This window comes from Nakamurella endophytica (genome assembly GCF_014646215.1).
GTDB classification, from domain to species: domain Bacteria; phylum Actinomycetota; class Actinomycetes; order Mycobacteriales; family Nakamurellaceae; genus Nakamurella; species Nakamurella endophytica.
Window position 1 is genome coordinate 1 of the sequence record NZ_BMNA01000020.1, and the last position, 14264, is coordinate 14264.

10 protein-coding genes are annotated in these 14264 nt (G+C 75.7%); 6 read left to right on the forward strand and 4 right to left on the reverse strand.

Annotated elements, in window-relative coordinates; all coding sequences use genetic code 11:
- Positions 1–1187: chaperonin GroEL (gene groL / locus IEY37_RS21070; protein WP_188944909.1), on the reverse strand; the 1187-nt coding region annotated here is incomplete at its 3' end.
- A 389-nt stretch (positions 1188–1576) separates the two neighbouring features.
- Positions 1577–3034: a serine/threonine-protein kinase gene (locus tag IEY37_RS21075; RefSeq protein WP_229674739.1), complete on the reverse strand. Its 1458-nt coding sequence runs from the start codon at positions 3032–3034 to the stop codon at positions 1577–1579.
- 227 nt (positions 3035–3261) lie between these two features.
- Between IEY37_RS21075 and IEY37_RS21080 the strand changes: the two genes are divergently transcribed.
- The 5 genes from IEY37_RS21080 to IEY37_RS21100 are packed head-to-tail and all read left to right on the forward strand — an operon-like array spanning position 3262 to position 8108.
- On the forward strand, positions 3262–5142 hold the full coding sequence (locus tag IEY37_RS21080; protein WP_188944910.1) for a Mur ligase family protein: 1881 nt from the start codon (positions 3262–3264) through the stop codon (positions 5140–5142).
- A 4-nt stretch (positions 5143–5146) separates the two neighbouring features.
- Positions 5147–6115, forward strand: a complete 969-nt coding sequence (locus IEY37_RS21085) for an NAD(P)H-dependent flavin oxidoreductase (RefSeq protein ID WP_188944911.1) — start codon at positions 5147–5149, stop codon at positions 6113–6115.
- On the forward strand, positions 6112–7365 hold the full coding sequence (gene moeA / locus IEY37_RS21090; protein WP_229674740.1) for a molybdopterin molybdotransferase MoeA: 1254 nt from the start codon (positions 6112–6114) through the stop codon (positions 7363–7365). Before IEY37_RS21085 ends, moeA begins: the two co-directional genes overlap by 4 nt.
- Positions 7366–7416: 51 nt before the next feature.
- On the forward strand, positions 7417–7839 hold the full coding sequence (locus tag IEY37_RS21095) for a DUF6457 domain-containing protein (RefSeq protein ID WP_188944912.1): 423 nt from the start codon (positions 7417–7419) through the stop codon (positions 7837–7839).
- A complete protein-coding gene (locus IEY37_RS21100) occupies positions 7836–8108 on the forward strand; it encodes a GlsB/YeaQ/YmgE family stress response membrane protein (protein ID WP_188944913.1) in 273 nt (90 codons plus the stop codon). Before IEY37_RS21095 ends, IEY37_RS21100 begins: the two co-directional genes overlap by 4 nt.
- 25 nt (positions 8109–8133) lie before the next feature.
- Here the strand turns inward: IEY37_RS21100 and cphA are convergent, their stop codons facing one another.
- On the reverse strand, positions 8134–10890 hold the full coding sequence (gene cphA / locus IEY37_RS21105; RefSeq protein ID WP_188944914.1) for a cyanophycin synthetase: 2757 nt from the start codon (positions 10888–10890) through the stop codon (positions 8134–8136).
- A 100-nt stretch (positions 10891–10990) separates the two neighbouring features.
- Positions 10991–11944 (reverse strand): cyanophycinase, encoded by a 954-nt coding sequence (locus IEY37_RS21110; protein WP_229674741.1) that lies wholly within the window; start codon positions 11942–11944, stop codon positions 10991–10993.
- A 297-nt stretch (positions 11945–12241) separates the two neighbouring features.
- Here IEY37_RS21110 and IEY37_RS21115 point away from each other — a divergent pair, with 297 nt between their 5' ends.
- Positions 12242–14263 (forward strand): S53 family peptidase, encoded by a 2022-nt coding sequence (locus tag IEY37_RS21115; RefSeq protein ID WP_188944915.1) that lies wholly within the window; start codon positions 12242–12244, stop codon positions 14261–14263.
- The last annotated feature ends 1 nt before the right edge of the window (position 14264 follow it).

Below are 14264 nucleotides of genomic sequence, written 5' to 3' on the forward strand. Positions count from 1 at the left end.
TCCTCGATGCGGTGCTTGCGCTCCTTGAGCTCCACCTCGGTGGCCGCACCGGCCTTGATCACCGCGACGCCGCCGGCCAGCTTGGCCAGCCGCTCCTGCAGCTTCTCGCGGTCGTAGTCCGAGTCGGACTTCTCGATCTCGGCGCGGATCTGGGCGACCCGGCCGGCGATCTGCTCGGCGTCGCCGCCGCCGTCCACGATGGTCGTCTCGTCCTTGGTGACGATGACCTTGTGGGCGGTGCCCAGCAGCGAGATGTCGGTGTTCTCCAGCTTGAGCCCGACGTCCTCGGAGATGACCTGGCCGCCGGTCAGGATCGCGATGTCCTGCAGCATGGCCTTGCGGCGGTCACCGAAGCCCGGGGCCTTGACGGCGACGGACTTGAAGGTGCCGCGGATCTTGTTGACGACCAGGGTCGCCAGCGCCTCGCCCTCGACGTCCTCGGCGATGATCAGCAGCGGCTTGCCCGACTGCATGATCTTCTCGAGGATCGGCAGCAGGTCCTTGACCGCGGAGATCTTGGAGCCGTAGAGCAGCACGTAGGCGTCGTCCAGGACGGCCTCCTGGCGCTCCGGGTCGGTCGCGAAGTACAGCGACGTGTAGCCCTTGTCGAAGCGCATGCCCTCGGTGAGCTCCAGCTCCAGCCCGAAGGTGTTGCTCTCCTCGACGGTGATGACGCCTTCCTTGCCGACCTTGTCCATCGCCTCGGCGATGAGCTCGCCGATGGAGGAGTCCGCGGCGGAGATCGACGCGGTGGCGGCGATCTGCTCCTTGGTCTCGATCTCCACGGCGTCGTCGAGCAGCTGCGTCGAGATCGCCTCGACGGCCTTCTCGATGCCGCGCTTCAGGCCCAGCGGGTTGGCGCCGGCGGCCACGTTGCGCAGGCCCTCGCGGACCAGCGCCTGGGCCAGCACGGTGGCCGTGGTGGTGCCGTCACCGGCGACGTCGTCGGTCTTCTTGGCAACTTCCTTGACGAGCTCGGCCCCGATCTTCTCGTACGGGTCGTCGAGCTCGATCTCCTTGGCGATCGACACACCATCGTTGGTGATGGTGGGAGCGCCCCACTTCTTCTCCAGGACGACGTTGCGGCCGCGCGGCCCCAGCGTCACCTTGACGGCGTCGGCGAGGGTGTTCATCCCACGCTCGAGGCCGCGACGCGCTTCCTCGTTGAAAGCGATCAGCTTGGCCATAGGGTGTTGGTCCTCCAGTTTCGCCTACGCCGACCGGCCCTGGTGGGCCGGTGCGCAGTGAGAGCGGCAGGTGGAACGGCCGACGGGCGCCCGCGACGGACGGACCGCGCGCTCCGGCGCCGGGCGCCGGGGTCGCTGGTCCTCACCGATCGACCTGGCACTCAGTCTACCCGAGTGCCAATTAAGGTTTAGCACTCGCCGGTGCCGAGTGCAAGGAACACCGGTGGGCGACGACGGTGCCCGCCCGCCGCCACGTCCCCGCTGGTCACGCGCCGTCCGCACGACCGGCGACCGGATCCCGGTCCGGCGCTGCGGCCGCCCGCAGCCGGCCGGCTCCCGGACGGCGCGGCGATCGCCCGCCCATCGGTCCGCGCGCAGGTCCGGTGCGCTCAGCGGCCGGCGACGACCACCAGCACGACGACCACGACGGCCAGCAGCGCCGCTGCCAGCGCCCACCAGACCCAGGACGGCGGCCCACCGCGGGTCGGGGCTGGACCGGGCGCCGGTCCGGCGGCCGGTCCCGGGCCGCCGGCCCAGCCGCCCGGCGACGTGCCGGGGCCGCCCGCGGCCTTCCGTCCGCCAGGCGGGACGGGCCGGTCACCGGAACGAGCGGGTCGCCGGTCCTCGGCGGGAGCGGGCTGCCTGCGCGACGACGAGCCGGGCTGCCGGTTGCCGGGTGGCGCGCCGTGCGGATCCGGTCCCCGATCCGGCGGGCGGACCGCCGGGCCGGGCATGCCGGGCACGCCGGGCCCGCGCGACATCGGCGACCAGGACACCGCTGGACCGCCGCCCGGCGGTGCCTGGTCGAGCGGCGGCGCGACGCCGGCGGACGACGGCGCCCGGGGCGGCGGGGACGACGGGGCCTCGACCGGTCGAAGGGACGCCGGGGACGCCGGGGACATGGCCGGTCGGGAGATCGGCGTCGCTGCAGCACCGGCCGTCGACACCGCCGTCCGCGACCCGGCGGACCGGTCCGCCGCGGGCTCGTCGTCCCAGCTGGACAGCGCCCGGCGGGCCGCGGCCAGCAGGTCCGCGCTGGACGGGTAGCGGGCCTGCGGCACGCCGGCCATCCCGCGGGCGATCACCCGGTCCACCGCGGAGGGCAGCCCGGACAGCGCGGCCAGCGACGGCACCCGGCCGGACAGCTGCCCGGTGATCACCTGCCGCACGTCGCCGACGAACGGCGGTCGGCCGGCCAGCGCGGCGAACAGCATGCAGGCCAGCGAGTACTCGTCGGCGGCGGGCCCGATGTCCTCGCCCCGCAGGTGCTCCGGCGAGGCGTACGTCGGCGAGCCGAGGAAGTCGCCGGCGGCCGTCCGGTGCCCGCCCGCGCCGCGGCGGGTCAGCCCGAAGTCCGCCAGGTAGACGTGCTCGGTGCCCAGCCGCTCGTTGCGGGTGATCAGCACGTTCGCCGGCTTGACGTCCAGGTGCACCAGGCCGCGCTCGTGCAGGACGTCGAGGGCGGCACCGACCTGGCCGAGCAGCGCGAGCGCCCGTCGTCCCGGCAGCGGCCCGCCAGCCAGCTCCCGGGCCAGGTCGGTGCCGTCGACCAGCCGCATGGCGATGTACAGCCGGCCGTCGACGTCGCCGAAGTCGTACAGCGGCACGACGTTGACGTGGTCGATGGCGGACGCCGCGCGGGCCTCCTCGGCGAAGCGGGCGCGGAACTCGTCGTCCCGGGACAGCTCGTCGCTCATCACCTTGAGCGCCACCGGCCGTTCCAGGGTGCTGTCGGTCGCCCGGTACACCACGCTCATGCCGCCGCGGCCCAGCACGTCGACGACGTCGTACCTGCCCAGCCGCAGTCCGCGCAGGTCCGCGTCGGGAACGGGGCGGTCGGCCGGCACGCCCGTCAGGGTAGAGCGGGCGCACCGCGCGGCCGGCCGTCCCGCTCCGGCGACCCGCCGCCGGCCGTGCGGCGCCGCTCCCTCGCTGTTCCCGGCCCGCAGCCACAGGGCCGAACGGCCGGCGGGGGGCCGCGGCGTCGCCGGTGGTCCGGCGGTCCGCGCCCGCTCCCGAGCCGGCACCCCGCCGGGCCTCCGGGCCGCTGGTCCCGCCCGTAGGGTGACCCGTCATGGGTCCCGTCCCGCCGACGTCTCCGGACACCGACGACCCGGCCGGGTCCGGCCCCGGTCCCGTGCCCGCTCCGGTCGACGAGGAGCCGGTCGAGCTGCGCCTGCTGACGGGCCCCAACCTGTACTTCGACCGGCCTGCCGTGAAACTCACCCTGGACGCCTCCGCGGCCCTGCAGGCGGACTCCGCGGTGGTGCTCGGCTGGCTGCGCGACCTGCGGGTGCGCGGCGCGAGCGTCGGGCTGCCGGGCTCCCCGGCCCGGGCCGCCGCCGCGGCCGAGCTGGCCGCGGCGCTGGTGCGCCGGGCGGCCGCGGCGATCGGCCGCCGGGTCCCCGCCGTCGCCCGCACCGGGGACGGCGACACGGTCGTCGTCGCGTACCCGTTCCGCCGCCGCGGCACCGCGGAGGCCTTCGGCGCGGCGGTGGCCCGGGCCTGGGCGGGGCTGACCGCCCGGCGCGCCGCCGCGGCGGAGGTCGTCGGCGCCGTCCCCGACCGGCTCGCCGGTCACGACCCCGGGGAGCCGGTGCGGCCGCTGCGGCCGCGGATCCCGGTCGTCGCGGTCACCGGCACCAACGGCAAGACCACGACCACCCGGCTGATCGCCCACCTGGTCCGCACCGGCGGCCGGGTGCCCGGCTGGTCGTCCACCGACGGCATCGTCATCGACGGGGTCGAGGTGGAGACCGGCGACTGGTCGGGGCCCGGCGGCGCCGCCCGCGTGCTCGCCGAGCCCCGCGTCCAGGTGGCCGTCACGGAGACCGCCCGCGGCGGCATCCTGCTGCGCGGCATGGGGACCGCGCACAACGACGTCTCCGTGGTGACCAACATCAGCGCCGACCACCTCGGGCTGCTCGGCGTGCACACCCTCGAGCAGCTCGCCGAGGTCAAGGCCGTCGTCCCGCGGTCGACGCTGCCGACGGGATGGGCGGTGCTGAACGCGGACGACGACCTGGTGCTCGGCATGCGCGCCGCGGTGCGGGCGCGGCCGTGGCTGTACTCCACCGACCCGGCCAACCTGCACCTGGCGGAGGCGCTGGCCGCCGGCGGGCGGGCGGTGACCGTCGAGGACGGCGACATCGTCGTGCTGCGCACCGGGCTGGACCCGCTCCGGATCCTGCCGGTCGACCAGGTCCAGCTGACCCTGGCCGGCACCTCGCGGGTGAACGTGTCGAACACCCTGGCCGCGGTCGCGGCGGCGCTGGCGATCGACGTCCCGGTCGACGCCGTCCGCGCCGGCCTGGCCAGCTTCGCCGCGGACGCCGACCACAACGCGGGCCGGCTCAACGCCTATGTCGTGCCGGCCGGGAGCGGGACCGACAGCGAGCCCGACGCGGTCGGCGGCACGGCGGTCGTCCTGGACCTGGCGCACAACGAGGCGTCGCTGGCGTCGCTGCTCGAGGTCGCCACGGCGCTGCGCCGACCCGGCGGCATGCTGGCCGCCGTGCTCGGCACGGCCGGGGACCGGACGGACGACGCGGTGCACGCCATGGGGGCTCTTGCCGCCCGGGCCGCCGACCGGCTGGTCGTCGCCGCGCGCCACAAGTACCTGCGGGGCCGCCGCCCGGGCGAGATGGAGGCGCTCTGGCGGGCCGGCGCGGCGGAGGCCGGCGTGCTGGACGTCGGCGAGAACGCCGACGAGCTGACCGCGCTGCGGGTGCTGCTGGACGACGACCTGCCGCCGGGGTCGGCCGTCGCGGTCTGCGCGCTGGAGCAGCGCGCCGAGATGGCCCGGGAGCTCACCGCCCGCGGCGGCCGGGAACTCTCGGCCGCCGAGGTCGCCCGCCGCCGGGCCGCCGGCGCGCTCCCGGACGCACCGGATGCCCCGGTCGTCCCACCCGTCCCCGTCCCGCCGCCGGACTCCGCTCCCGCGGCGGGAGGATGAGCACATGCAGACCTGGTTGACCGAGCACGCCCAGATCGACGTCCCGGTGATCTCCGCACCCATGGGCGGCGTCGCCGGCGGCGCCCTGGCCCGGGCGGTGAGCGCGGCCGGCGCCCTGGGCATGGTCGGCGCCGGTCCCGGCACCGACCCGGACTGGATCGCCCGCGAGCTGGACGTCGTGGCCTCGGCCGGCCGCCCGTTCGGCGTCGGCCTGCTCGGCTGGGCGGTCACCGACGTCGACGCGGTGCTGGCGGTGCTCGCGCCGGCGCGGCCGGTCCTGGTGTCGGTCAGCTACGGCGGCGAGCTCAGCGACTGGGTCGCCGGGCTGCACGATGCCGGCATCACCGTCGCCACCCAGGTCGGCACGCTCGACGACGCCAGGGACGCCGACGCCATCGGTGTCGACCTGCTGGTCGTCCGCGGCGCGGAGGCCGGCGGCCACGGGCGCAACCAGGTCGCCACCCTGCCGCTGCTGCAGGCCGTGCTCGACGACGTCGACACGCCGGTGGTGGCGGCGGGCGGCATCGGGACCGCGCGCGGGGTGGCAGCGGTCGTCGCCGCCGGTGCCGCCGGGGCCTGGGTGGGCACGGCCTTCGCCACCTGCCGGGAGGCCGCCACGGCCGCGCCCGCTCGGGAGGCGCTGCTGGCGGCCGGCCTCGAGGACACCGTCTACACCCGGGTGTTCGACCTGGCGCAGGGCGCCGGCTGGCCGGCCGAGTTCGGCGGGCGGGCGCTGACCAACGCGGTCACCCGGACCTGGGCCGGCCGGGAGCAGGAGCTCGAGGCGCGGCCGCCGGCGCTGACCGCGCTGGCCGACCAGGTGGCCAAGGCCAGGGCGGACGGCGACGTGGCGTTCGCACCGGTCTGGGCGGGCCAGGCCGTCGGTCTGGTCGAGCGGCCGCGCACCGCCGCGGAGCTGGTCGCCGAGCTGGCCCGCGCCGACGCGCTGCTGCGCCGGGCGGCCGGGCTGTGACGGGCCCGTCGGGCCTGCGCAGCGTCGAGGAGCACGCCGCGGCGGTGGCCGCGCTGCTCGCGCCGGCGCCGGCCGTCCGGCTGCCGCTCGCCCGCTGCCTGGACCGGGTGCTGGCCGAGGATCTCGTCGCCGCCATCGACCTGCCGCCGTTCGCCAACTCGGCCATGGACGGGTACGCCGTCCGTGCCGCGGATCTCGCGGCGCTGCCCGCGACACTGCCGGTGTCGCAGGACATCCCGGCCGGCCGCACGGACACCGCACCACTGCGCGCCGGCACCGCGGCACGGATCATGACGGGCGCCCCCGTGCCGGACGGGGCGGACACCGTGGTCCCGGTCGAGCGCACCGACGCGGGCGTCGACCGGGTCCGGATCGACGCGGCACCCGCGCCCGGGGTGCACGTGCGGCGGGTCGGCGAGGACGTCACCGCCGGGACGGTGGTGCTGCGGGCCGGGACGGTGGTCCGGGCGGCCCAGATCGGCGTCGCGGCCGCGCTGGGCAACGCCGAGCTCGCGGTGCGGCGGCCGTTGCGGGTGCTGCTGCTGTCCACCGGGACGGAACTGGTCGAGCCCGGCCGGCCCCTGGGACCGGGGCAGATCTACGAGTCCAACGCGGCCATGCTGGCCGCCGCGGTCACCGAGGCCGGCGGTGTGGCCACGGTCGCCCACTTCGTGACCGACGACGTGGACCGGTTCCGCGCCGCGCTGGACCGCGCGCTGGACCTCCCGCACGGCGACGGGCCGGCCGGCGACGACGGGCCGGTCGACCTGGTCGTCACCTCGGGCGGGGTCTCCGCCGGGGCCTACGAGGTGGTCAAGGACGCGCTGACCGGCGCCGGTGTGGAGTTCGCGAAGGTCGCGATGCAGCCCGGGATGCCGCAGGGCGCCGGCACGCTGGCCGCGCCGGGCGGGCGGCGGGTGCCGGTCGTCACCCTGCCCGGGAACCCGGTGAGCTCCTACGTCTCGTTCGAGGTGTTCCTGCGCCCGGCCGTCCGCGCCGCGCTGGGGCACCCGGACGTGACCCGGCCGGTGGTCCGGGTGCCGCTGTCCACGGGCCTGGACTCGCCGCCCGGCAAGCGCCAGTTCCGGCGCGGTCAGCTGGACGCGGTGACCGGGACGGTGGCGCCCTGGGGCGGGCCGGGGTCGCACCTGCTGGGCTGGCTGGCCGGGGCCGACGCGATGATCGTCGTCCCGCCGGCGGTCACCCGGCTCGAGGCCGGCGACGACGTCGAGGTGTGGCTGCTGGGCTGACCGTCGCGGCCGCCGGCGGCGCCGGGCCGCCGGGGTCGATACGCTCGCCGGGTGAGCACGCTCGACGACTGGGTGCAGGACGCGGCGACGGCGCTGAGCCTGCCGCCCGGGCAGATCCCCGCGGCGCTGCGCGACGAGTTGCTCGACCTGACGCGGGACGTCGCCCACGGGGTGACCCGGGTGGCCGGCCCGCTGACCACCTATCTGGTGGGCGTCGCGGTGGGCCGCGGGGCCGCCCCGTCGACCGCACTGGCCGCGGTGTCCGACCTGGCCAGGGCGCGGGCCGAGCAACGCACCGACGGCGCCGACGCAGCAAGCACCGCAGGCGCCGCCGCAGGGATCCCGACCGTGCACGGCGGCCCGGACCGGCCGGCCGAGACCGACACCGCTGCCCCGGAGATCGGCGGCGGGCCGCTGCCCTCGGGCCGGACCGCCGGCCGCGCCGGCGCCGTGGAGGACGGCGACCCGCGGTGAGCTGGATCGGCTGGATCGTCTTCGGCGCGCTGGCCGGGTGGGTCGCCAACCTCGTCGTCCGCGACGGCCGGCGCGGGTGCCTGACCACGGTGGTCACCGGCATCCTGGGCGCCGTCCTGGGCGGCTTCGTCTACCGGCTCGCCGCACACCGGCCGTGGACGTTCGGGTGGGACTGGCCCAGCTTCGGCGTCGCCGTGCTGGGCTCGCTGGCGCTGCTGGTCGTCGTCTCGCTGGTCACCCGGCCGCAGCGGTCGCGGCGCGATCGCTGATCCGGCCGGGGCGGCCGCGCATCCGCTACGGCTCCTCGAAGTCGGCGGCGGCGCCGGCCTGGGCCACCGTGCCCAGGCGCTGCAGCTCGTCCCAGACCGCGCGGGCCCGGTCGACGCAGAGCACCACCAGGTCACCGGAGTTGGCCCGCTCGACGGCCGACCGGGTGGCGTCGATCTCGTCCAGCACGACGTCGATCTCCTTGAGCCGGCGCCCGGCCTGCTGCGCCTCCCGGGCGCCCTCGACGATCAGCGCGGCCGTCTCCCCCGGCTGCCGGCCGCGCAGCCGCAGGTCCTCCCGCACCACCATGACGTCGAAGTGGCGGGCCGCCTCCCGGCCCAGGTCCCGCATGTCCTGGTCGCGCCGGTCGCCGGCGGTGGCGATGACGCCGATCCGCTGCGGCCGCTCGATCGGGCCCACGTCGTCGAAGTAGCGGTCGACGAAGTCGCCGAGCGCCACCATCGCCGGCGCGTTGTGGCAGTAGTCCACGACCACCTTGACCCCGTGCACCTCGGTCAGGTTCATCCGACCCGGCGCCTGGTAGTAGCTCGGCGTGAAAGATCGCAGGCCGGCCCGGATGTCGTGCAGGTGGGCGCCGGCGCAGTACGCCGCGCCGGCCGCGGCCATGGCGTTCTGCACGTTGAACCGGGCCTTGCCGTTGAAGGTGGCCGGCAGCAGGTGGGTATAGGCCAGCGGCATCCGGCGGCGGCCGTGCACCAGCACCACCAGCTCGCCCAGCTCGCCGCGTTCCAGCACCACCGCCTTGCCGCCCCGCCGGCAGTGGTCGGAGATCATCCGGTTGTCCGGGTCCAGCGAGAACCACACGACCTCGCCGGCGCAGACCCGGCGCATGCCCGCCACCAGCGGGTCGTCGGCGTTGAGCACGGCGGCACCGTTGCGCGGCACCGCTTCCACGATCACCTGCTTGACCCTGGCCAGCTGCTCGACGGTGTCGATGCCGCGCAGGCCCAGGTGGTCCGGGGCGACGTTGAGCACCACGGCGACGTCGTTGCGGCTGTACCCCAACCCCTCCCGCAGGATCCCGCCGCGGGCGACCTCGAAGACGGCGAAGTCCACCCGGGGGTTCTGCAGCACCATCCGGGCCGACTTGGGGCCGGACGCGTCGGCGCGGATGACCAGCCGGTCGTCGATCACGACGCCGTCGGTGGAGGTCATGCCGACCTTGCGGCCCATGCCCTTGAAGATGTGCCCGATCATCCGGGTGGTCGTCGTCTTGCCGTTCGTCCCGGTCACCGCGACGATCGGGATCCGCGCCGGCGTCCCCGGCGGGAACAGGAGGTCCACCACGGGTTTCGCGACGTACTGCGGTTCGCCGACGGTCGGGTGCGAGTGCATCCGGAAGCCGGGGGCCGCGTTGACCTCGCAGATCCCGCCGCCGGTCTCGCGCACCGGCTGGGTGATGTCCGGGCAGAGGAAGTCGATGCCGGCGATGTCCAGCCCGACGACCCTGGCCGCTTCCTCGGCGATGTCGACGTTGTCCGGGTGCGCCTCGAAGGTGCGGTCGATCGAGATGCCGCCGGTCGACATGTTGCCGGTGAGCGCCAGTTTCACCATCTCGCCGCGCGGCGGCACGTCGGTCATGGCGTACCCCTGCTCCCGGACCAGCGCCACCGCGGCGTCGTCGACGGCGATGCGGGTGAGCACCTTCTCGTGCCCGACGCCCCGACGCGGGTCCGCGTTGGTCGCCTCGACCAGCTCCGCGACGGTGCTGGTGCCGTCGCCGAGGACGTGAGCCGGCACCCGCTCGGCGATGGCCACCATGTTGCCGCCGACGACCAGCACCCGGTAGTCCCGGCCGGTGATGAACGACTCCACCAGCACGTGGCCTCGGCGGGACTCGTCGTAGGCGACGGTGAATGCCGCACGGACCGCCTCCGGCGTCGTGAGGTTGATCGCCACACCGCGACCGTGGTTGCCGTCCAACGGTTTCACCACGACGGGGTAACCGATGCGGCGGGCCACCCGGACGGCGTCGTCGGCCGTCCGCACCACGTCCGACGCCGGGACCGGGAGCCCCGCGGCCGCCAGCAGCCGGTTGGTCAGCTCCTTGTCCGACGCGATGTCCACCGCCAGCGACGAGGTCTGCGAGGTCATCGTGGCCCGGATGCGCTGCTGGTGCACGCCGTGGCCGAGCTGCACCAGTGACGCCGAGTTCAGCCGCTGCCACGGGATGTCGCGGGCGATGGCCTCGTCCAGGATGGCCTGCGTGGACGGCCCGAAGGCGACCCGCTGGCTCGTCCGCAGAAAGGCCTCGTGCTCGGCGCGGAAGTCGAAATCCGGTTCCGGCGGCGGCGTCCGGTCCGACTCGGCGACCAGGGCGTTGACCAGGCGCACCGCCAACCGCCCGGCCATCGTCCCGACGGTCTCGTCCAGGTAGCCGAAGATGACGTGGTAGACGCCGCGCTCGCCGGTGGAGCGGGTCTTGCCGCGGGTGATCTCGTGCCCCGCCGTGCGCTGGAGCTCGAGCGCCACGTGCTCGGTGACGTGCCCCGCCCAGGTGCCCTCGTGCAACCGCTCCACGAAGCCGCCGTCCCGGCCCCGCGAGCACTGGTGGTCCTGCAGCCCGGGCAGTGCGGCGAGCAGCATCTCGGTGAAGCCGGGCAGTCGGTCGGTGGGCGTGTCCTCCAGGCCGCCGATGTCGACGACGAAGTGCACGGCCGGCTCGTAGGACCAGTAGTTCGGGCCGCGGTACACCCTGGACTCGCGGACGACGACCTCCCGGGATGCGGCAGGTACGGCGTCGGTGGCGGGCACATCGGTCATCGGCGGGCCTCTTGTCGGGAGCGGGGCGGGCCGGGCGATTGTCCCCCGCCGCCGGCGGTCGCGTGCGCCGGACCCTGGCGATCATCGCCGGCGGGCGGGGTCAGCGGGATGCGGGCCGGCGACGCAGTTCGGCGGTCGTCTCGTGCGCGCCCTCGACCGCGATCCGGCGCGGGGTGGGCAGCTCGGCGTCGGGCAGGTCCGCCGGGGTCAGCACCGAGGGCGGCTCCGAGGTGTCCGGCAGGCCGGGGGCCCACACCAGCGTGCGGGTCGCGAGGTCGAACACCGCCCCGCGGGGCAGGGTGTGCAGCCGCAGGTCGCTCATCATCAGCGGCTGGGTGCCGGTGGCCGTGTAGGCGGTCGTCACCACGTGGGAGCCGTCGACGACGGTCACCACGCCGCGCCCGCGCACCGTCATCCGGCCGTCCGGGGTGATCACCGCGGCGGTGTCCTCGTCGACGCCGACGCCGAGCTGGTCCGGGTTGGCGGCGACCAGCGCGAGCAGCCGGCCAAACCGGTTCCGCTGGGTGAAGTGCTGGTCGACGATGACGCCGCGCAGCAAGCCCAGTCCCTGCGACACCTGGCCCACCCGGAACTTCGGGGTGGACCCGCCGCTGCCGAACGAGACCATGTGCTCGGAGCAGATGCTCGCGCCGGCGGAGGTGCCGGCGACCAGCGCACCCCGCCGGTGCGCCGCCACCAGGGCCTCGCCGAGCGGGGTGCCCACCACCAGCGTCGCCAGCTTGGTCTGGTTGCCCCCGGTCATGAACACGGCGTCCGCCCGCTGCACCGCGGCCACCACCGCCGGGTCGGCGGCCTGGGCGCGGGACTCCGGGCGGATGCCCGCCACGTCCGCCACGCCCAGCTCGGCGAACAGCCGCAGGTAGGCGTGGGTGATCTCGTCGCCGAGCGACGATGCCGTGGACAGCACCACCATCCGGGCCGACGGGCCGCCGGCCAGCCGCACGACGTCCCGGAGGATCGTCATCCGGCCGACCTTGTCCTCGGCCCCGCCGATCGGCATGACGACGCCGGGCGCCGGCATGCTGCTGCTCACGGCCCCACGGTATCGGCCGCGGCGCCCCGACCCGGCCGGAACCCCCTGCCGGGTGCCATGACGGCCGGCGCGGTGACCGCGGACCTCGCCCGGGGGCCGCGGCTGCGACACCGCCGGGCGAGACCGCGGTACGGACGGTCACGGTCAACGCAGCGACGGTTCACGTCCCGGTGAACCTGGGAAGCGTCGCCCGTTCGGCGTATAGCGGCGTGGCACACTCGACGGACGGGCGGCGTCGACGGGCGATGCCGGCGCACCCCTGCGGTGCGCGGCCCGCGCCCCGTCGAGAGGTCGTCCATGCGTCAGCTGCCCCTCCGGCTCCGTGCCGCCGCGTGCGCGGTCGCGCTGCTCGCGCCGCTGTGCACGGCCCTGCCCGCGGCCGCTGTCGAGCCGCGGGTGGCGCTGCCCGGTTCCCGCCCGGCATGGGCGGCGACGACGCAGGCGACCGGCACCGCTCCCGCGGCCACCCAGACCGTGACCGTCCGCGTCGTGCTGAACCTGCGCGACGCGGCGGGGGCGGAGCTCGTCGCGCGCCAGGTCTCGGACCCGCGGAACGCCGCCTACGGCCGGTACCTCACCCCGGCCGCCTTCAACGCCCGGTTCGCCCCGACCGCCGTGTCGGTCAGGACGGTGACCGACTACCTGCGGGCGTCGGGCATCACGGTCGGCGCGGTCGCCGCGGGCAACCGGTGGATCAGCGCCTCGGGCAGCGCGACCGCGATGAACAAGGCCTTCGGCACCGTGCTGAAGAACTACCTGGTGGCCGGGCGGGTGCTGCGGGCGCCGTCGTCGGCCGCGACCCTGCCGTCGACCGTCGCCGCGCTGGTCGCCGGGGTCAGCGGGCTCAGCCAGGCCCCGACCTCCCGGACACCCGCCCACCTGTCCGTGCCGGTGGACCGGCCGGCCGGTGCGGGACGGGCTCCGGCCACCGGCACTGTTGCCGGCACAGGCACAGGCACGGCCAAGGGCACGGCCCCGACGGCCACCACCACGGCGGCCACCCTCGCGCCGGCGGCGCTCCGCCCGGCACCGACGACGTGTTCGGAGTACTGGGGCCAGCGCACCCAGACCTTGCCGTCGGCGTTCGGCACCACCCGGTTCAACACCTATCTGTGCGGCTACACCCCGGCCCGGCTCCGGACCGCCTACGACATGGCCGGCCCGGTCGCCCGCGGGCAGACCGGCAAGGGCGTCACCGTGGCGATCGTCGGCGCGTACGCCTCGCCCACCATGCTGGCCGACGCCAACCGCTGGGCCGCCCGGTACGGCGAGCCCGCGTTCCGGTCCGGCCAGTACCTCGAGACGGTGTCCCGGCCGTTCAGCCAGCAGACGGAGTGCGGCGGCGAGGCGACCTGGAACGGCGAGCAGACGCTGGACGTCGAGGCCGTGCACGCCATGGCCCCGGGCGCGACCATCCGCTACGTCGGTGCGCGCAACTGCAACGAGGGCATGGACGAGGCCCTGAACTGGGTCATCCAGAACCGCGCCGCCACCATCGTCAGCAACTCCTACGGCTACACCGGCGAGCAGCCCGGCGCCGCCGAGGTGGCGCTGCAGCACGCCCTGTTCGTGCAGGCCGCCGCCGAGGGCATCGGCCTCTACTTCTCGTCCGGCGACGCCGGCGACAACGTCGCGAACGGCCTGTCCCCGCAACCCGACTTCCCCGCCTCCGACCCGCTGGTCACCGCGGTCGGCGGCACCAGCCTGCTGCTCGACCAGCGCGATCGCACGGTCGCCGAGCGGGGCTGGGAGACCTCGGCCGCGTTCGTCGACTGGTCCGGCAGCAGCGCCCGCTACACCTCCGGGCTGCCGGGCGGCTTCCTGTTCGGCGCGGGCGGCGGCACCAGCAGCGTCTTCACCCAGCCCGCGTACCAGGCGTCGGTCGTCCCGGACACCCTGTCCCAGGCCCGCGGCACCACCCGGATGCGCGTCGTGCCGGACATCGCGGCGGTCGCCGACCCGTTCACCGGGATGTACGTCGGGCAGACGGTCGGCGGCACGTTCACGGTCAGCACCATCGGCGGCACGAGCCTGGCCGCACCGCTGGTCGCCGGTATCCAGGCGGTGGCCAGCCAGTGCCGGACGGCGCCCATCGGTTTCGCGAACCCGTTGCTGTACTCCCTCACCAGGGCGGCGTTCGGCGACGTGGCACCCGCCGCCGCCGTGCACTTCGCCAGCCCGGCCGCCGGCTACGTCGGGACCTTCGAGACCGGGGACACCCAACGAACGGCGCGCGGCCACGACGCCATCACCGGCCTGGGCACCCCGCGCGGCAGCGCACTGATCGCCGCCGAGGCACAGGCCCGCCCGCGCAGCTGAG